Origin of the sequence: Methylobacterium sp. WL8 (genome assembly GCF_008040045.1) — a bacterium.
GTDB lineage: Bacteria > Pseudomonadota > Alphaproteobacteria > Rhizobiales > Beijerinckiaceae > Methylobacterium > Methylobacterium cerastii.
The window spans coordinates 21,086-37,338 of sequence record NZ_VRVF01000034.1 but is presented as its reverse complement, the minus strand read 5'-3'; the positions used below and the strand labels follow the sequence as shown (position 1 = coordinate 37,338).

Genomic DNA, 16,253 nt, shown 5'->3' with positions numbered 1-16,253 from the left:
TCATTCTAGGATGACTGATCGGCCGACCGGGAGAGTCGGACAGGGATGGAAGGGGCACCGCACATGGACGCGCTCGCCGTCGTTCTCGAAAGACCGGAGGTGTTGGCGCTCGATCGCCTTCCGCTGACCCCGGCCGCAGAGGGCGACGCGGTGGTCGCGGTCACCTGGAGCGGGATCTCCACCGGCACCGAGCGCCTGCTCTGGACCGGACGGATGCCGAGCTTCCCCGGCATGGGCTACCCGCTGGTGCCCGGTTACGAGTCGGTCGGGATCGTCGAGATGGCACCCGAAGGCTCCGGCCTCAGCGTCGGGCAGGCGGTCTTCGTGCCGGGCGCGCGCTGCTTCGGCACGGTGCGCGGCCTGTTCGGCGGCGCCGCCTCCCACCTGATCGTCCCGGCCGAGAAGCTGGTGCCGGTCGAGGCGAGCCTCGGAGAGAAGGCGATCCTGCTGGCGCTGGCCGCCACCGCCTACCACGCAATGGCCGCGAGCGCCCCGGGCGAGCGCACCCTGATCGTCGGCCACGGGGTGCTCGGGCGTCTGCTCGCCCGGCTCGTCGCCCTGTCCGGCGCGGTGCCGACCGTGTGGGAGACCAATCCAGTGCGGTCGCGGGGCGCGTTCGGCTACCCGGTCGTCCACCCCGACCAGGACGAGCGCCGCGACTACGCCACGATCACCGACGTCAGCGGCGATGCGAGCCTGCTCGACACGCTGATCGGGCGGCTTAGCCCCGGCGGCGAGATCGTGCTTGCCGGCTTCTACGAGGCACCGCTCTCCTTCGCGTTCCCGCCGGCCTTCCTGCGCGAGGCCCGGATCCGGGTCGCCGCCGAGTTCCGGCCGCACGACCTCGCAGCGGTGGGCGCGCTCATCGCCCGCGGCGCCCTCTCGCTCGACGGCCTGATCACCCATCGGCGCCCCGCGTCGGAGGCGGAGCAGGCCTATCGCACGGCCTTCGGCGATCCCGAGTGCCTGAAGATGGTCCTCGACTGGAGGAACGCATGAACATGCACCTGACCAACGCCGCGTTGCGCGCGGAGGCGGCGATCGAGCCGGATCCGGTGGTGACCGCGCCGGCGAAGAAGGAGACGCAGATCATCGCGATCTACGGCAAGGGCGGCATCGGCAAGTCGTTCACCCTGGCCAACCTCAGCTACATGATGGCCCAGCAGGGCAAGAAGGTCCTGCTCATCGGCTGCGACCCGAAGAGCGACACCACCTCGCTGCTGTTCGGCGGCCGGGCCTGCCCGACCATCATCGAGACCTCGACCAAGAAGAAGCTCGCCGGCGAGGCGGTCGCCATCGGCGACGTCTGCTTCAAGCGCGACGGCGTCTACGCGATGGAGCTCGGCGGCCCCGAGGTCGGACGCGGCTGCGGCGGCCGCGGCATCATCCACGGTTTTGAGCTCCTAGAGAAGCTCGGCTTCCACGAATGGGGATTCGACTTCGTCCTGCTCGACTTCCTCGGCGACGTGGTCTGCGGCGGCTTCGGCCTCCCGATCGCCCGCGACATGTGCCAGAAGGTCATCGTCGTCGGCTCGAACGACCTGCAGTCGCTCTACGTCGCCAACAACGTCTGCTCGGCGGTCGAATACTTCCGCAAGCTCGGCGGCAACGTCGGCGTCGGCGGCCTCGTCATCAACAAGGACGACGGTACCGGCGAGGCCCAGGCCTTCGCCGACGCGGTCGGCATCCCGGTGCTGGCCTCGATCCCGGCCGACGACGACATCCGCAAGAAGAGCGCGAACTACGAGATCATCGGCCGGCCCGACGGGCGCTGGGGCTCGCTGTTCTCGGATCTGGCCCAGAACGTCGCCGACGCCAAGCCCAACCACCCGACGCCGCTCTCGCAGGACGGCCTCCTCGGCCTGTTCTCGAGCGAGCACACCGGCCGCGACGTGGTGCTGGTGCCGGCGACCTTCGAGGACATGTGCGGCGTCGCCCACGTGACCAAGCCGTCCCTCGAAGTCGTCTACGACGAGGTCTGAGCCGCATGGCCGTCACCCTTGACATCGCAGCGCTTCGCGCCCGCCGGGAGGTCCCGGCCTCCGCCCTGGAAGCCCTCCAGGCGCCGGTCCCCGCCGCTCCGATCGATGTCGCTGCGACCAAGGGCGACGGGCTCGGCTGCCATTCCGGCAAGGACGTGATGCGGGCGGCCGCCGAGGCCGCCGGCATGTCGGAAACGCTGGAGCAGCTCAAGACAGATTATCCGGTCGGGCCCCACGACCAGCCCCAGAGCATGTGCCCGGCCTTCGGCTCGCTCCGGGTCGGCCTGCGCATGCGGCGCACCGCGACGATCCTCTCCGGCTCGGCCTGCTGCGTCTACGGGCTGACCTTCACCTCGCATTTCTACGGCGCCAAGCGCTCGGTCGGCTACGTGCCGTTTAACTCCGAGACGCTGGTCACCGGCAAGCTGTTCGAGGACATCCGCGAGGCGGTGTTCCTCACGGCCAAGCCCGCCGACTACGACGCCGTCGTGGTGATCAACCTCTGCGTGCCCACCGCCTCCGGCGTGCCGCTGCGCCTGCTACCGAAGGAGATCGACGGCGTCCGCATCATCGGCATCGACGTGCCGGGCTTCGGGGTTCCGACGCACGCCGAGGCCAAGGACGTGCTCGCCGGCGCGATGCTGAAATTCGCCCGCACCGAGGCCGAGCAGGGACCGGTCCAGGCGCCGCGCGCCGGCCGCTCCGAGCGCCCGACGGTGACGCTTTTGGGCGAGATGTTCCCGGCCGACCCGGTGGTGATCGGCGCGATGCTGGAGCCGCTGGGGCTCGCCGCCGGCCCCGTGGTCCCGACACGCGAGTGGCGCGAGCTCTATGCGGCGCTCGACGGCGCGGCGGTGGCGGCGATCCACCCGTTCTACACCGCGAGCATCCGCGAATTCGAGGCCGCCGGCCGGCCGATCGTCGGCTCGGCGCCGGTGGGCGTCGACGGCACCAGTGACTGGCTCGATCGGATCGGCGAGGCCTGCGCCGTGCCGCGGAGCCTGGTCGAGGCCGCCAAGAATCGCCTGCTGCCGCCGATCCGCACCGTGCTCGCGGCGGCCCCGATCAAGGGCCGGATCACGCTCTCCGGCTACGAGGGCTCGGAGCTTCTCGTCGGGCGTCTGCTGGTCGAGAGCGGCGCGGATCTCCGCTACGTCGGCACCGCCTGCCCGAGAACCCCCTGGGCCGAGGCCGACCGCGACTGGCTCGAGGCCCGTGGCATCCAGGTCAGGTTCCGCGCCTCGCTAGAGGACGACCTCGCCGCGATGCGCGAATACCGGCCGGACCTCGCCATCGGCACGACCCCGGTGGTTCAGAAGGCCAAGGAGGCCGGGACGCCGTCCCTGTACTTCACCAACCTGATCTCGGCCCGGCCGCTGATGGGCGTCGCCGGCGCCGGCTCGCTCGCCACGGTGATCAACGCCGCGCTGGGCAACAAGGGCCGCTTCGACGCGATGCGGGACTTCTTCGAGGGCGTCGGCACCGGCCACGCCGCCGGCGTCTGGGAGGACGTGCCGCAGCTCCGCAAGAGCGTATCGCGGGCGCCCGCGCCGAAAAAGCACGACCACGACCCGATTGGGGAGATGGCCTGATGCTCGTCCTCGATCACGACCGCGCCGGCGGATACTGGGGTGCCGTCTACGTCTTCACGGCGATCAAGGGCCTGCAGGTCATCATCGACGGCCCCGTCGGCTGCGAGAACCTGCCGGTCACTTCCGTCCTGCACTACACCGACGCGCTGCCCCCGCACGAGCTGCCGATCGTCGTCACGGGCTTGGGCGAGGAGGAACTCGGCCGCCACGGCACCGAGGGCGCGATGAAGCGGGCGCACGCGGTGCTCGATCCGGGCCAGCCCAGCGTCGTCGTCACCGGCTCGATCTCCGAGATGATCGGCGGCGGGGTGACGCCGGAGGGCACCAACATCCAGCGCTTCCTGCCGCGCACCATCGACGAGGACCAGTGGCAGACCGCAGACCGGGCGATGCGCTGGCTCTGGCAAGAATACGGCGCCAAGCGCTTCGCGAAGAAGGGCATTCCGGCGCGCCCCGCCCGCAAGGACGGCGAGCGCCCGCGGGTCAACCTGATCGGGCCGGCCTACGGCACCTTCAACATGCCCTCGGATCTCGCCGAGATCCGCCGGGTGGTCGAGGGCATCGGCGCCGAGATCAACCTGGTCTTCCCCCTCGGCTCGCATCTCGCCGACGTGCCCAAGCTCGTCAACGCCGACGCCAACGTCTGCCTCTACCGCGAGTTCGGGCGCCTGCTCTGCGAGGACCTGGAGCGGCCCTACCTACAGGCCCCGATCGGCGTGCTCTCGACCACCAAGTTCCTGCGCTCGCTCGGCGAGATCCTCGGCCTCGACCCCGAGCCGTTCATCGAGCGCGAGAAGCACACCACGATCAAGCCGGTCTGGGACCTTTGGCGCTCGGTGACGCAGGACTTCTTCGGCACCGCGAGCTTCGGCATCGTCGCGACCGAAACCTATTCGCGCGGCGTGCGCCACTTCCTCGAAGACGAGATGGGGCTGCCCTGCACCTTCGCCTTCGCGCGGAAGCCCGGCGCCAAGCCCGACAACGAAGCGGTCCGCGAGGCCATCGCGAAGACCCCGCCGCTGGTACTGTTCGGCTCGTTCAACGAGCGGATGTACGCGGCCGAAAGTGGCTGCCGCGCGGTCTTCGTGCCGGCCTCGTTCCCCGGCGCGATCATCAGGCGGCACACCGGCACCCCGTTCATGGGCTACTCGGGCGCGACCTACCTCGTGCAGGAAGTCTGCAACGCGCTGTTCGACATGCTCTTCCACATCCTGCCGCTCGCCCGCGACATGGATGCGGTCGAGGCGACGCCGGCGCGGATGCACCGCGAGCTGCCGTGGGACGAGGCGGCGCGCGCAGCCCTCGACGCGCATGTCGAGAGCCAGCCGGTCCTGGTCCGGATCTCGATGGCCAAGCGCCTGCGCGACGCCGCCGAGCGCGACGCACGCCGCGACGGCGCCGCCCGCGTCGGGTCCGCGCACGTCGAGACCGCCCACGGCGCCATCAAGCTCGGGGTGGCCGCATGAGCGCCGCCGCGAGCCTGCCCGGCCTTTCCGCCCTCACCCCTTCGCCCCGGCCCCGGCCGGGCGAATCCGCCCGCACCCCGCCGAGCCCGCGCACCGCGCCGGCCCAAGCGTCCAGGAGGACATCCATGGCCCGATCGATCGATGCGACGTCCCGGCTCCATCAGGAGGAGGTCCAGTTCAAGATCATCCTCGGTGCGACCTACCCGTTCTTCCTCGCCGCCGCGGTCGCCCAGCGCGTGATGCCGGCGCGCGAGGCCGGGCGCCCGGCTCAGCGCCGCTCGGTCTTCGGCGAGGCCAGGGCCATGGCGGTCTCGGCCATCCCCTACGCCTTCATGGGCTGACGCTTTCGGGCCGAGCCGGACGCGCACCGCGCAGCCCGGCCCTTCGAGACGCTTCCGTCCGGGCAACGGGTGGAAGTCCGGTCGTGGCACCTCAACGCCGCCACGGCGCTCCCCCCCGCGCGACGCTGCCGCGCGGTCAGCCAAACGGAGGTACTTCAACCATGGCCAATCCCGGAACGCTCGAACGTCCGAGCAGCCTCTCGGGGCTGACGGAACCTGAAGCCAAGGAGTTCCACGCGATCTTCCTGACGAGCTTCATCATCTTCACCGCGATCGCCGTGGTCGCGCACATCCTGGTCTGGATGTGGCGCCCCTGGCTGCCCGGGCCGAAGGGCTACGCCATGCTCGAGGGCGGAGCCCAAGCGGTCCACGGCCTCGTCTCGATGATCTCGTAAGGGAGGACACCATGCACAAGGTCTGGCTCCTGTTCGATCCCCGCCGCACGCTGGTGGCTCTGTTCACCTTCCTCTTCGTGCTCGCGTTGCTGATCCACTTCATCCTGCTCAGCACCAGCCGGTTCAACTGGCTGGAGGGCGCCAAGGACTCCAAGGCGGCCTCCCTCCAGATCGTCGCGCCGACCCCGGCGTGACCCGGCCCCGCGGCGGCCGGCCGGGCGTGCCCGGAAGGCCGTCCCGCGGGACGCCTCGCAACGACCGCGGCGGGCCGGAGGATCGATCCTCCCGCCCGCTGCGCCCGACGCCGACCGCCGCCCGACGGCCGCAGACCCATCCGGAGGCATTTCGCCATGGCGATGCTGAGTTTCGAGAAGAAGTACCGCGTCCGCGGCGGCACCCTCGTCGGCGGCGACCTGTTCGATTTCTGGGTCGGGCCGTTCTACGTCGGCTTCTTCGGCGTCACGGGCCTGTTCTTCACCCTGCTGGGCACGGCGCTGGTCGTCTACGGCGCCGCGCTGGGACCGACCTGGAACATCTGGCAGATCAACATCGCGCCGCCCGACATCAAGTACGGGCTCGCGCTGGCGCCGCTCAAGGAGGGCGGCCTCTGGCAGATCATCACCTTCTGCGCGATCGGGTCGTTCTCGTCCTGGGCGCTGCGCGAGGTCGAGATCTGCCGCAAGCTCGGCATGGGCTACCACGTGCCCTTCGCCTTCTCGATGGCGATCTTCGCCTACGTCGTGCTGGTGGTGGTCCGCCCGTTCCTGATGGGCGCCTGGGGTTACGGCTTCCCCTACGGGATTCTCAGCCACCTCGATTGGGTTTCGAACACCGGGTACCAGTACCTGCACTTCCACTACAATCCGGCGCACATGCTCGCGGTGACCTTCTTCTTCACCACGACGCTGGCGCTCGCCATGCACGGCGGCCTGATCCTCTCGGCCACGAACCCCGCCAAGGGCGAGACCGTGAAGAGCCCCGAGCACGAGGACACCTTCTTCCGCGACACGATCGGCTACTCGATCGGCACGCTGGGCATCCACCGCCTGGGCTTGTTCCTGGCGCTGTCGGCCGGCTTCTGGAGCGCCGTCTGCATCGTGATCAGCGGCCCGTTCTGGACCCAGGGCTGGCCGGAATGGTGGGGCTGGTGGCTGAACCTGCCGGTGTGGCGCTGAGCGCATGAGAGACCCGGCCGCGCCCCGCGCGGCCGGCACGGGGACGGTGACGGCCGACACGTCGCTTGAAGAACGCTCCCGGAAAGGGCCGAGGCAATGGCGTACTACCAGAACATCATCACGCAGGTGCAGGTCCGGCCGATCGAACCGGAGCACGGCGTGCCGGTCGCGGTCGACGCCCGCTGGGGCACGCCGTTCCACAGCTACCTCATGGGGCTGATCGGAAACGCGCAGGTCGGCCCGATCTACATCGGCTACCTCGGCGCGCTGTCCTTCGCCTGCGGGCTGATCGCCTTCGAGATCATCGGCCTCAACATGTGGGCTTCGGTGAACTGGGACCCGATCCAGTTCGTGCGCCAGCTGCCCTGGCTGGCGCTGGAGCCGCCACGGCCGCAATACGGCCTGCGCATCCTTCCGCCGCTCAACGAAGGCGGCTGGTGGCTGATCGCCGGCTTCTTCCTCACCGCCTCGATCCTGCTGTGGTGGGTTAGGCTCTACCGCCGCGCCGCGGCGCTCGGCCTCGGCAAGCACGTGCCCTGGGCCTTCGCCTCGGCGATCTGGCTCTATCTCGTGCTCGGCTTCATCCGCCCGATCATGATGGGCTCGTGGAGCGAGGCGGTGCCCTTCGGCATCTTCCCGCACCTCGATTGGACGGCGGCGTTTTCGCTGCGCTACGGCAACCTGTTCTACAACCCCTTCCACATGCTTTCGATCGTCTTCTTGTATGGGTCGACGCTGTTGTTCGCGATGCACGGCGGCACGATCCTGGCGGTGAGCCGCTACGGCGGCGAGCGCGAGATCGACCAGATCGTCGACCGCGGCACCGCCACCGAGCGCGCCGCCCTGTTCTGGCGCTGGACCATGGGCTTCAACGCCACGATGGAATCGGTCCACCGCTGGGCCTGGTGGTTCGCCGTGCTGACGACGCTGACGGGCGGCATCGGCATCCTCCTCACCGGCACCGTCGTCGACAACTGGTACCTCTGGGCGGTCAAGCACGGGGTCGCCCCGTCCTACCCCCAGGTCTACGGCCCGATCGTCGATCCCTCCAGCGTCGCCCCCTCGGTGCACCCATGAGAACCCTGCTCGCCGTCGCCGGCGCGGTCGCCGCGCTGTTCCTCACGATCGCCATGCTCGGTACCGCCGGCTGGACCCGCCCGCCGATGGCGCAACAGCAGACCGGGTTCCGCGGCACTGCGATGGACGTCATCGAGACCAAGGCGAACAAGGCCGCCAAGATCGAGGCCAACCAGGCGCCCGCGCCGGCCGACCCGGCCGAGCCCGGGGGCGAGAAGGCCTCGGCGGTCTACGAGAACGTCAAGGTTCTCGGCGACCTCTCCGCCGACAACTTCAACCGCCTGATGGCCTCGATGACCGAGTGGGTCGCCCCCGAGCAGGGCTGCACCTACTGCCACAACACCGAGAACATGGCCGACGACAGCCTGTACCAGAAGCGCGTCGCCCGGCGGATGCTGCAGATGGTCCAGCACATCAACTCGACCTGGAAGGAGAACCACGTCCACGAGGCCGGCGTCACCTGCTACACCTGCCACCGCGGCCAGCCGGTGCCGAAGAACATCTGGTTCGAGAACCCCGGCCCCAACGCCGGCCACGGCGTCATCCCGCGCAACAACGGGCAGAACGTCGCCAGCCCCCAGGTCGGCCTGACCTCGCTGCCCTACGGCGTCTACGCCGCCTTCTACGCCCACAAGAACACGCCCGAGGACGCGATCCGGGTCAACGCGACCTCGGCGCTGCCCGAGACCAAGGGCAAGCCGATCCAGGACGCGGAGAAGACCTTCGCGATCATGATCAGCATGGCGCAGTCGCTCGGCGTGAACTGCACCTACTGCCACAACACCCGCTCGGTGGCGGATTGGAGCACGAGCACGCCGAACCGGGTCGCCGCCTGGCACGGCATCCGCATGGTCCGCGACCTCAACGAGGACTACATGCTGCCGCTGTCCTCGACCCTGCCGCCGAACCGTCACGGCCCGATGGGCGACGTCCCGAAGATGAACTGCGCCACCTGCCACAACGGCGCCAACAAGCCGCTCAACGGCGCCCACGTGGTCGAGGCCTACCCGGAGCTCGCCGGGCCGGTCGCCTCCGCGGACATGCCCGCCGGCGTGCCCGTCCAGCCCGCGACGGCGCCCGCCGCGGCACCGGACCCGGCGATGCCGGCGCCCGCGCCGAAGCCCTGACACTCGCGGCCGGGGGGAGCCCCGGTCGAACCTCGCGATCCCAGGACGGCCGCCGGACACGGGTCCGGCGGCCGTTTTCGTTCGGAACGCGTGATGCCTTCTCCGGGCCTACTTGGGTCCATCCTGCAGTTTGTTGGCGGCGTCGAAGCGAGCGAGAACGCGGGGCTCGACCGCTCAGGATCGGATTTCGAACCGGGCGCTCCCGGGTCGCGAAACCCACATCGTCATCCCGGGGCGCCGCAGGCGAGCCCGGGATCCGGAGCCGCCGGCAGCGCCATGCCCGGCACCGACGGCGGTCCTGGATTCCGGGTTCCGCTGCGCGGCCCCGGAATGACGGGATGGGATCACCACCCGTGCCATAAGTTCTGCGTTCAACTTCATCGGGAGCCCTGGGTCGGCCGCGGAACGCCTTGCCTCGCACGGGCGAATCCTGATATGGGGCCGCTCCTTCCGCGATGCGTCCGCCGCCATCGCCGTGCGCCCGCCAGGGCGTGCGATCCCGACACCCTTTCGATGGACGGCCGGTCCGACCCGCGCCGCGTGCAAGACCGATGAAGATTCGCAACTCCCTCAAGTCGCTCCGTGGCCGTCACCGCGACAACCAGCTCGTGCGTCGCAAGGGCCGGGTCTACGTGATCAACAAGACCCAGAAGCGCTTCAAGGCCCGCCAGGGCTGAGGCCCGCCGCCTCCGTCCGCGACGGAGGCCCGGACCGGGCGGCGCAGGCGCCGCCCGCCGCGCGGCATCCCGCGCGTTGACGGCGGCGGGCGGGGGGACCAAGCTTCCCCCATGGCGCCCATCGCACGACCTTTCCTGTTCGCCCTGCTCGCCACCGTCGCGACGGCGGCCGCCGCGGCGCCGTCCCGCACGCCGGACCGCGAGCCGCCGCCCACCGAGCTCAAGGCGCAGGACCGCAAGCCCTCCACCAGCCAGCCCGCCGCCGGCCTGAACGAGCTCTACGAGCGTCTTCGCGACGCCGGGGACGACGTCGAGGCCAAGGGCGTCGCGACCCTGATCGAGCGGCGCCTCGACCGGTCCGGCAGCGCCACCGTCGACCTCCTCACCGACCGCGCCCGCCAGGCGATGACCACGCAGGATTTCGCGCTGGCCGCCGAGCTGATGGATCGCGTCACCGCGATCGAGCCGGCCTGGTCCGAGGGCTGGAACCGCCGCGCGACGGTGTTCTGGCTGCTCACCGACAAGAGCACGGCGATCGCCGACCTGCAGCGCGCCCTGATCCTGGAGCCGCGCCACTTCGTGGCCTGGGCGGCGCTCGGACGGATCTACCTGTCGATGGACGACAAGGTGCGGGCGATGAACGCCTACCGCCGCGCGCTCGCGATCTATCCCCGCATGCCGAAGCTCAAGGACGCGATGGAGCGTCTTTCGCCCGAGGTGGACGGTCGCGACCTGTGAAGGCCGTGCTCCTCGTGCTCGCGGGCCTGTTCGGCCTCGTGGCCGCCCTCGTCGGCGCCGTGCTCGGCGCGGGCGCGGTGGCGACCCTGATCATCACCGCCCGCATCTCGGCGCAGCATCCGCCGGAAGGGCCGTTCGTCGCGGTTCGCGGCGGCCGCCTCGCCACGATCCAGGCCGACCCCGAGACCGGGGCCCGCGCCACGATCGTGCTGCTGCACGGGGCTTCGGCCAACGCCTCCGACCCGATGGAGGGCGTCGGGCGGACGCTCGCCGCACAGGGTTTTCGCGTCGTCGCCTTCGACCGGCCGGGCTTCGGCTGGAGCGACCGGCTCTCGGGGGCGGACGCCGCCGCCCCGGCGGTCCAGGGCGCCGCCATCGCCGAGGCGCTGTCGCGGATGGGGATCGGCCCGGCGATCGTGCTCGGGCATTCCTGGGCCGGCGCCCTGGCGCTCAGCCTCGCCCTCGACCATCCCGAGCGCGTCTCCGGGCTGGTGCTGGTCGCGCCGGTGGCGCTGCCGTTCCGCGAGGCGCGGACGCCGCCGTGGTACTGGCGCCTCGCGCTGCAGCCGCCGGTGGCGTGGCTGCTGAGCCGGACGCTCGGCCCGCCGCTCGGCCTGCGCTTCCTCGAGCCTGCGGCGCGCAACGTCTTCCAGCCGCAGCCGGTGGCGGAGGGCTACGTCGAGCGCAGTCGCGCCGCCCTGGTCCTGCGCCCGGACACCCTGCTCGCCAGCGTGCAGGACCTGGTCGCGCTTCCCGCCGCCCTCGCCGCGCAGGCGCCGCGCTACGGAACGCTGCGCGTGCCGACGACGATCGTCACCGGCGACGCCGACGGTGCCGTCGGGAACACGACGCAAGCCGACCCGCTGAGCCGGGCGATCCCGGGCGCCGACCTCGTGGTGCTGCCGGGAATCGGCCACATGGTGCCGTGGGTGGCGACGCAGGCGCTGGCCGACGCGGTGTCGAAGCTGGCCGAGCGGGTCGCGGCGCCGGAGGCCGCCCCGGTCGCACCCTGAGGCGCCGCGCGGACCAGCCGGCGGGCGCATCGACCGTCAGCGCGACGCGGAAGGCCAGACGACGGCTTGGGCCACGACGACGTGGGTGCCGTTGAAGGTCGCCGCCGGCGATCCGTACAGGACGTAGCCGAGGGCGAGGGCGTCCGAGACGCGACGGCAGAACGCCGCGTCGTCCTTGCCGGTCAGCAGGCGATAGGCCGGGAGGCCGTCGGGCGGCTGCGACGTCATCGGAAGCCTCGTTACGATTGCCGCCCGAGCGGGGGCTCCGTCCCGCCGAAGAACGGGACGGAGCGGTCGATCACGCCTTCGCGGCGTGCTCGCGGGTGATGAAGGCGATGCGCACGAGGTTCGTCGCGCCCGGCGTCCCGAACGGCACGCCGGCGACCACGATGATGCGGTCGCCGACCTCGGCGAAGCGCTCGCGCACGGCGAACTTCGCGGCTCGGAAGGCCATGTCGTCCACGTCGCTGGCGTCGTTGGTGACGATCGGGTGCGTGCCCCAGGCGATGGCCAGGCGGCGCGCGGTCTCGCGCTTGGGGGTCAGCGCGATCACCGTGGCGTTCGGGCGCTCGCGCGAGAGGCGGAGCGCCGTCGAGCCCGAATGGGTCCAGGCCATGATCGCCTCGAGGTCGAGGGCGTCCACCATCTGGTGTGCGGCGGCCGCGATGGCGTCGGCGGCGGTGTGGTCCGGCGTCGAGTTCTGCGCGCGGATGATCGACCAGTACAGCGCGTCGCGCTCGACCTCCTCGGCGATGCGGCTCATCATGGCGATGGCTTCGAGCGGGAACGCGCCGGACGCGCTCTCGGCCGAGAGCATCACCGCATCCGCGCCCTCGTAGACCGCGGTCGCCACGTCCGAGACCTCGGCGCGGGTGGGCACGGGGGCCGTGATCATCGATTCGAGCATCTGGGTGGCGACGACCACAGGCTTGCCCTGCCGCCGTGCGCTGCGGGTGATGCGCTTCTGCACGCCGGGCACCTGCTCAAGCGGCATCTCGACGCCGAGGTCGCCGCGGGCCACCATCACGCCGTCGGAGATCTCCATGATCTCGTCGAGGCGGGTCAGCGCCTGCGGCTTCTCGATCTTGGCCATCACCAGGGCGCGGCCGGCGCAGACCTTCTTGACCTCGGCCACGTCCTCGGGCCGCTGCACGAAGGACACCGCGATCCAGTCGGCGCCGACGTTGAGGCCGGCCTCGAGATCGCCGCGATCCTTGTCGGTCATCGCCGGCAGCGGGATGACGGTGTGGGGCAGCGAGACGCCCTTACGGTTCGAGATGCGGCCGCCGACCTCGACGCGGGTGACCGCGCGGGCCTCGCTCACCTCGGTGACGGTGAGGCGCAGCTTGCCGTCGTCGATGATGACCGAGTGGCCCGGCTCCAGGGCGGACAGGATCTCGGGGTGGGGCAGGTAGCAGCGGTGGACGTCGCCCGGCGTTGGGTCGCCGTCGAGGACGAAGCTCGCGCCGTTCTCGATCATCGCGAACCCCTCGGCGAAGGCGCCGAGGCGGAGCTTCGGCCCCTGGAGGTCGACGAGGATGCCGATCGGCCGCTTGAACTCGCGCTCGACCGCGCGGATCGCCTCGACCTTCTCGGGCAACTTTTCGCGCGGCAGGTGGCTCATGTTCAGGCGGAACACGTCGACGCCGGCCCGGAAGAGCTTCGCGATCATCTCCGGGGTGTCGGAGGCCGGCCCGAGGGTGGCGACGATCTTCGTGCGGCGTGAGCGTTTCATCGGGCCTCCTGGGGGCACATCGCTGCCGTCGCGTGCCCCTTGCGCGTGCCCCTTGGCGGAGCATCATGAAGTCGTGACGACGGGCATGGAGCCAGAAGCACCGGTCGTGCTGCCCCGTCAAGGCGGGGAGGGACGGCTCACGGCTGCGGCGCGGCCGGCTGGTTCGGATCGGAGAGCTGGATCGTCCAGCTCTTCTGCTCGCCGGTGTCGACCTCGAAGAAGCCGTTGCGGTCGTAGCCGCGGGCGAGGCAATCCTCGACGCCGCGGATCGTGAACTCGCTGTCCCGGGTGCACATCAGCGAGCGGCCGCTCCACTCGCCGCCGCGCGTGTAGTCGACGGCGAAGACGTAGTAGAACCGGGCGGCGAGGGCGCCCTTCAACAGGGTCTCGCAGGCCTTCGGCGTCAGGTCCCACCAGCCCTCCGTCACCCAGCCCTGCGGGTCGCGGTAGCCGAGCGCGATGCCGACCTTGCTCGGGGTGAGGTTGCACAGGCGCAGGTCCGCGCGGGCCGGCGAGGCACCGAGCATCGCGACGCCCAGGACAGCGCCGGCAAGGACCGCGCCGGCAAGGAGAAGACGCAACGAAAACCCTCCAAAAGATCAGCCGACGAGGATGATGCGGCAATCGTTGACGTTGGTCTTGGTCGGACCGGGCTGAACCAGGTCGCCGATCTCCGCGAAGAAACGGGTCGAATCGTTGTCGGCCAGCATCGCGGCCGGATCGAGGCCCGCCGCCCGCGCCCGCGCCAGGGTGGTGGGGTCGACGAGGCCGCCGGCCGGGTCCGTCGCCTCGCCGCGGCCGCCGTCGGTGCCGTCGGTGTCGGCGGCGATCCCGGCGATCCCGGCCTCGCCGTCGAGCGCGATGGCGAGCGCCAGCGCATATTCCTGGTTCGGACCGCCATGGCCCTCGCCGCGGATCGTCACGGTGAGCTCGCCGCCGGAGATCAGCGCGACCTTGCGGCCGGACGCCTTGATCTCGCGGGCGATGCGGGCGTGCTCGGCCGCGACCTCGCGGGCCTCGCCCTCGAGGTCGGCGCCGAGCATGACCGGCTCGTAGCCGGCGGCCTTGGCGGCGGCGGCCGCCGCCTCCAGCGCGTCGATCGGCCGGGCGACGATGCGGTATTCGGCCCGGGCGAAGGCCGGGTCGCCGGCCTTCGGGGTCTCGTTCAGGGGATCGTTCAGGAGCCGAATCCCGGTCTCGGGCAGGGGGATGCCGCGGCGCTCGCAGATGGCGCGGGACTCGGCCAGCGTCGAGGGGTCGGGCACGGTCGGCCCCGAGGCGATCACCGCGGGGTCGTCGAACGGCACGTCGGAGATCGCCAGCGTCAGGATCGAGCGCGCGTTGCGCGCGGCCACCGCGAGGCGGCCGCCCTTGATCCGCGAGAGGTGCTTGCGCACGGTGTTGATCTCGCCGATCGGCGCGCCGGAGCGCAGCATCGCGCGGGTGATCGCCTGCTTCTCGGCGAGCGTCAGGTCGCCGGCCGGGGCGATCCAGTTGGCCGAGCCGCCGCCCGAGAGCAGCACCAGGACCTCGTCGTCCGGGCCGGCGGCGGTGGCGAGCGCCAGCGCCTCCCTGGTCGCGGCGATGCCGGCCTCGTCCGGCACGGGATGACCGGCCTCGACCATGCGGATGCCGGGCGCGTCCTGCCCGTAGCCGTGGCGGGCGACGGCCAGCCCGACGATGCGGTCGTCGCCGAGCCCGTGCTGCTCGCGGTAGAACCGGCTCGCCACCGCGGCCATGCTGCCCCCGGCCTTGCCGGCGCCGAGGATGATCAGCCGGCCGGGCGTCGGCGGCGGCAGGTGGCTCGGCAGGCAGGTGTCGGGGTGGGCGGCCTTGATCGCCGCGGCCAGGAAGCCGTCGAGCAGGGTCCGCAGGGCGCGCGTGGCGGGGTCGATCTCAGGCGTCATCGGTCGGGTTCTCGCGCGTCGTTTCCTCGTTCGTGCGGTCCTCGCCTTCTCGACCCGCGGGGGCGGGCAGGGGCGACGGGCTTTTTGAGCGACGGGCCTGTTTCTTGCCGTGCCCGTTTCTTGCCGTGAACGCACGATCCTTGATACGTGCTCTGCCCGAGGCTCGCCGCGACGGCAAGGCCTCGCAGCCTCCGCGAACCGAACCGGACCCGTGCCCCTGTCCCACAGCCTCGAGACACACCCGCCCCATCCCGTCGAGACGATCCCCGGCGACCCCGCCTGCGGCCTGGTCCTGGTCTGCGACCACGCCTCGAACCACGTGCCCGACGACATCGCGCTCGGGGTGCCGGAGGGCGAATTCCGCCGCCACATCGCCTACGACATCGGCGCGGCGGGCGTGACGCGGCGGCTCGCGGCGCTGCTCGGCGCCCCGGCGATCCTCACGAACTTTTCGCGGCTGATCATCGACCCGAATCGGGGGCGCGCCGACCCGACGCTGGTGATGCGCCTGTCGGACGGGGCGGTGGTGCCGGGCAACGCCCGGATCGACGAGGCCGGCAAGCAGGCGCGGATCGCCCGCTTCTACGATCCGTTCGACCGGGCGATCGACGCCGCGGTGGCGGCGGCGGAGGAGGCCGCCGGGCCGCCGACGATCCTGACGATGCACAGCTTCACCCCGTTCTGGCGCGGCGTCGCCCGGCCCTGGGAGGTCGGCATCCTCTACGACCAGGACGAGCGCCTGAGCGCCCCGCTGATCGCCGGCCTGCGCGCCGACCCGGCCGGCCTGACGGTGGGCGACAACGAGCCCTACGGCGGCGGCCTACCGGGCGACACCATCGACCGGCACGCCACCGCGCGGGGGCTCGCCAACGCGCTGGTCGAGATCCGCCAGGACCTCATCGCCGAGGAAGCCGGGCAGGAGGCGTGGGCCCGGCGCTTCGCCGGGCTTCTCCGGCCCTTGATGACGCCGCGCGCTTGACTCGCGCGCCGCCCGCCCCGACCTCGGGCGGAGTTTCGAGAGACAGCGC

Annotated in this window: 18 protein-coding genes; 14 read left to right on the top strand and 4 right to left on the bottom strand. The window is 71.3% G+C overall.

Going from position 1 to position 16,253, the window contains the following annotated elements:
- Window positions 1-63 precede the first annotated feature (63 nt).
- From bchC to FV234_RS13800, 13 genes are all read left to right on the top strand, one after another.
- Window positions 64-999 (top strand): chlorophyll synthesis pathway protein BchC, encoded by a 936-nt coding sequence (bchC, locus tag FV234_RS13860; RefSeq protein WP_147751174.1) that lies wholly within the window; start codon window positions 64-66, stop codon window positions 997-999.
- On the top strand, window positions 996-1,982 hold the full coding sequence (locus tag FV234_RS13855) for a chlorophyllide a reductase iron protein subunit X (protein ID WP_147751147.1): 987 nt from the start codon (window positions 996-998) through the stop codon (window positions 1,980-1,982). The genes bchC and FV234_RS13855 overlap by 4 nt, the downstream gene beginning before the upstream one ends.
- Before the next feature lie 5 nt (window positions 1,983-1,987).
- The gene (gene bchY / locus FV234_RS13850) at window positions 1,988-3,574 is read left to right on the top strand and encodes a chlorophyllide a reductase subunit Y (RefSeq protein ID WP_147829818.1); all 1,587 of its coding nucleotides are present in this window, start codon (window positions 1,988-1,990) and stop codon (window positions 3,572-3,574) included.
- Window positions 3,574-5,040 carry a chlorophyllide a reductase subunit Z gene (bchZ, locus tag FV234_RS13845; protein WP_147829816.1) on the top strand — a complete coding sequence of 489 codons (1,467 nt, stop codon included), beginning with the start codon at window positions 3,574-3,576 and terminating at the stop codon, window positions 5,038-5,040. Before bchY ends, bchZ begins: the two co-directional genes overlap by 1 nt.
- Window positions 5,041-5,165: 125 nt before the next feature.
- Entirely contained in the window at window positions 5,166-5,381 is a 216-nt protein-coding gene (locus tag FV234_RS13840) for a hypothetical protein (RefSeq protein WP_147751150.1), read from the top strand.
- Window positions 5,382-5,542: 161 nt separating this feature from the next.
- Window positions 5,543-5,776 (top strand): light-harvesting antenna LH1, beta subunit, encoded by a 234-nt coding sequence (gene pufB / locus FV234_RS13835; RefSeq protein ID WP_147730005.1) that lies wholly within the window; start codon window positions 5,543-5,545, stop codon window positions 5,774-5,776.
- Between the two features lie 11 nt (window positions 5,777-5,787).
- Window positions 5,788-5,970 (top strand): light-harvesting antenna LH1, alpha subunit, encoded by a 183-nt coding sequence (gene pufA, locus FV234_RS13830; protein ID WP_147730006.1) that lies wholly within the window; start codon window positions 5,788-5,790, stop codon window positions 5,968-5,970.
- Between the two features lie 156 nt (window positions 5,971-6,126).
- On the top strand, window positions 6,127-6,951 hold the full coding sequence (gene pufL, locus FV234_RS13825) for a photosynthetic reaction center subunit L (protein ID WP_147751151.1): 825 nt from the start codon (window positions 6,127-6,129) through the stop codon (window positions 6,949-6,951).
- Window positions 6,952-7,047: 96 nt separating this feature from the next.
- A complete protein-coding gene (gene pufM / locus FV234_RS13820) occupies window positions 7,048-8,028 on the top strand; it encodes a photosynthetic reaction center subunit M (protein ID WP_147751152.1) in 981 nt (326 codons plus the stop codon).
- A complete protein-coding gene (pufC, locus tag FV234_RS13815) occupies window positions 8,025-9,155 on the top strand; it encodes a photosynthetic reaction center cytochrome PufC (protein WP_147751153.1) in 1,131 nt (376 codons plus the stop codon). Before pufM ends, pufC begins: the two co-directional genes overlap by 4 nt.
- A gap of 551 nt (window positions 9,156-9,706) precedes the next feature.
- Window positions 9,707-9,832 carry a type B 50S ribosomal protein L36 gene (gene ykgO / locus FV234_RS13810; RefSeq protein ID WP_003601867.1) on the top strand — a complete coding sequence of 42 codons (126 nt, stop codon included), beginning with the start codon at window positions 9,707-9,709 and terminating at the stop codon, window positions 9,830-9,832.
- A gap of 111 nt (window positions 9,833-9,943) precedes the next feature.
- A complete protein-coding gene (locus FV234_RS13805; protein WP_147829814.1) occupies window positions 9,944-10,570 on the top strand; it encodes a hypothetical protein in 627 nt (208 codons plus the stop codon).
- Window positions 10,567-11,583, top strand: coding sequence for an alpha/beta hydrolase (locus FV234_RS13800; protein ID WP_147829812.1), 1,017 nt, complete (start codon window positions 10,567-10,569; stop codon window positions 11,581-11,583). Before FV234_RS13805 ends, FV234_RS13800 begins: the two co-directional genes overlap by 4 nt.
- 36 nt (window positions 11,584-11,619) lie before the next feature.
- Here the strand turns inward: FV234_RS13800 and FV234_RS13795 are convergent, their stop codons facing one another.
- The 4 genes from FV234_RS13795 to FV234_RS13780 all read right to left on the bottom strand — a co-directional run bounded on the left by FV234_RS13795 (window position 11,620) and on the right by FV234_RS13780 (window position 15,225).
- Window positions 11,620-11,811: a DUF1737 domain-containing protein gene (locus FV234_RS13795; RefSeq protein ID WP_147829810.1), complete on the bottom strand. Its 192-nt coding sequence runs from the start codon at window positions 11,809-11,811 to the stop codon at window positions 11,620-11,622.
- A 70-nt stretch (window positions 11,812-11,881) separates the two neighbouring features.
- Window positions 11,882-13,318 (bottom strand): pyruvate kinase, encoded by a 1,437-nt coding sequence (gene pyk / locus FV234_RS13790; RefSeq protein ID WP_147764211.1) that lies wholly within the window; start codon window positions 13,316-13,318, stop codon window positions 11,882-11,884.
- A 137-nt stretch (window positions 13,319-13,455) separates the two neighbouring features.
- Window positions 13,456-13,845 carry a DUF1036 domain-containing protein gene (locus tag FV234_RS13785; protein ID WP_147728959.1) on the bottom strand — a complete coding sequence of 130 codons (390 nt, stop codon included), beginning with the start codon at window positions 13,843-13,845 and terminating at the stop codon, window positions 13,456-13,458.
- Between the two features lie 72 nt (window positions 13,846-13,917).
- Window positions 13,918-15,225: a glycerate kinase gene (locus tag FV234_RS13780; RefSeq protein ID WP_147829808.1), complete on the bottom strand. Its 1,308-nt coding sequence runs from the start codon at window positions 15,223-15,225 to the stop codon at window positions 13,918-13,920.
- A gap of 211 nt (window positions 15,226-15,436) precedes the next feature.
- Here FV234_RS13780 and FV234_RS13775 point away from each other — a divergent pair, with 211 nt between their 5' ends.
- Window positions 15,437-16,204: an N-formylglutamate amidohydrolase gene (locus FV234_RS13775; protein WP_147829806.1), complete on the top strand. Its 768-nt coding sequence runs from the start codon at window positions 15,437-15,439 to the stop codon at window positions 16,202-16,204.
- The last annotated feature ends 49 nt before the right edge of the window (window positions 16,205-16,253 follow it).

Excerpts from the sequence above, each read along its gene's own strand:
- FV234_RS13780 (WP_147829808.1), bottom strand. The coding sequence starts at position 15,225 with ATGACGCCTGAGATCGACCCCGCCACGCGCGCCCTGCGGACCCTGCTC.
- ykgO (WP_003601867.1), top strand. The coding sequence starts at position 9,707 with ATGAAGATTCGCAACTCCCTCAAGTCGCTCCGTGGCCGTCACCGCGAC.
- pufB (WP_147730005.1), top strand. The coding sequence starts at position 5,543 with ATGGCCAATCCCGGAACGCTCGAACGTCCGAGCAGCCTCTCGGGGCTG.
- FV234_RS13840 (WP_147751150.1), top strand. The coding sequence starts at position 5,166 with ATGGCCCGATCGATCGATGCGACGTCCCGGCTCCATCAGGAGGAGGTC.
- bchC (WP_147751174.1), top strand. The coding sequence starts at position 64 with ATGGACGCGCTCGCCGTCGTTCTCGAAAGACCGGAGGTGTTGGCGCTC.
- FV234_RS13855 (WP_147751147.1), top strand. The coding sequence starts at position 996 with ATGAACATGCACCTGACCAACGCCGCGTTGCGCGCGGAGGCGGCGATC.
- FV234_RS13785 (WP_147728959.1), bottom strand. The coding sequence starts at position 13,845 with ATGCTCGGTGCCTCGCCGGCCCGCGCGGACCTGCGCCTGTGCAACCTC.
- pufM (WP_147751152.1), top strand. The coding sequence starts at position 7,048 with ATGGCGTACTACCAGAACATCATCACGCAGGTGCAGGTCCGGCCGATC.
- FV234_RS13805 (WP_147829814.1), top strand. The coding sequence starts at position 9,944 with ATGGCGCCCATCGCACGACCTTTCCTGTTCGCCCTGCTCGCCACCGTC.
- bchY (WP_147829818.1), top strand. The coding sequence starts at position 1,988 with ATGGCCGTCACCCTTGACATCGCAGCGCTTCGCGCCCGCCGGGAGGTC.
- pufA (WP_147730006.1), top strand. The coding sequence starts at position 5,788 with ATGCACAAGGTCTGGCTCCTGTTCGATCCCCGCCGCACGCTGGTGGCT.
- pyk (WP_147764211.1), bottom strand. The coding sequence starts at position 13,318 with ATGAAACGCTCACGCCGCACGAAGATCGTCGCCACCCTCGGGCCGGCC.
- pufC (WP_147751153.1), top strand. The coding sequence starts at position 8,025 with ATGAGAACCCTGCTCGCCGTCGCCGGCGCGGTCGCCGCGCTGTTCCTC.
- pufL (WP_147751151.1), top strand. The coding sequence starts at position 6,127 with ATGGCGATGCTGAGTTTCGAGAAGAAGTACCGCGTCCGCGGCGGCACC.
- bchZ (WP_147829816.1), top strand. The coding sequence starts at position 3,574 with ATGCTCGTCCTCGATCACGACCGCGCCGGCGGATACTGGGGTGCCGTC.
- FV234_RS13795 (WP_147829810.1), bottom strand. The coding sequence starts at position 11,811 with ATGACGTCGCAGCCGCCCGACGGCCTCCCGGCCTATCGCCTGCTGACC.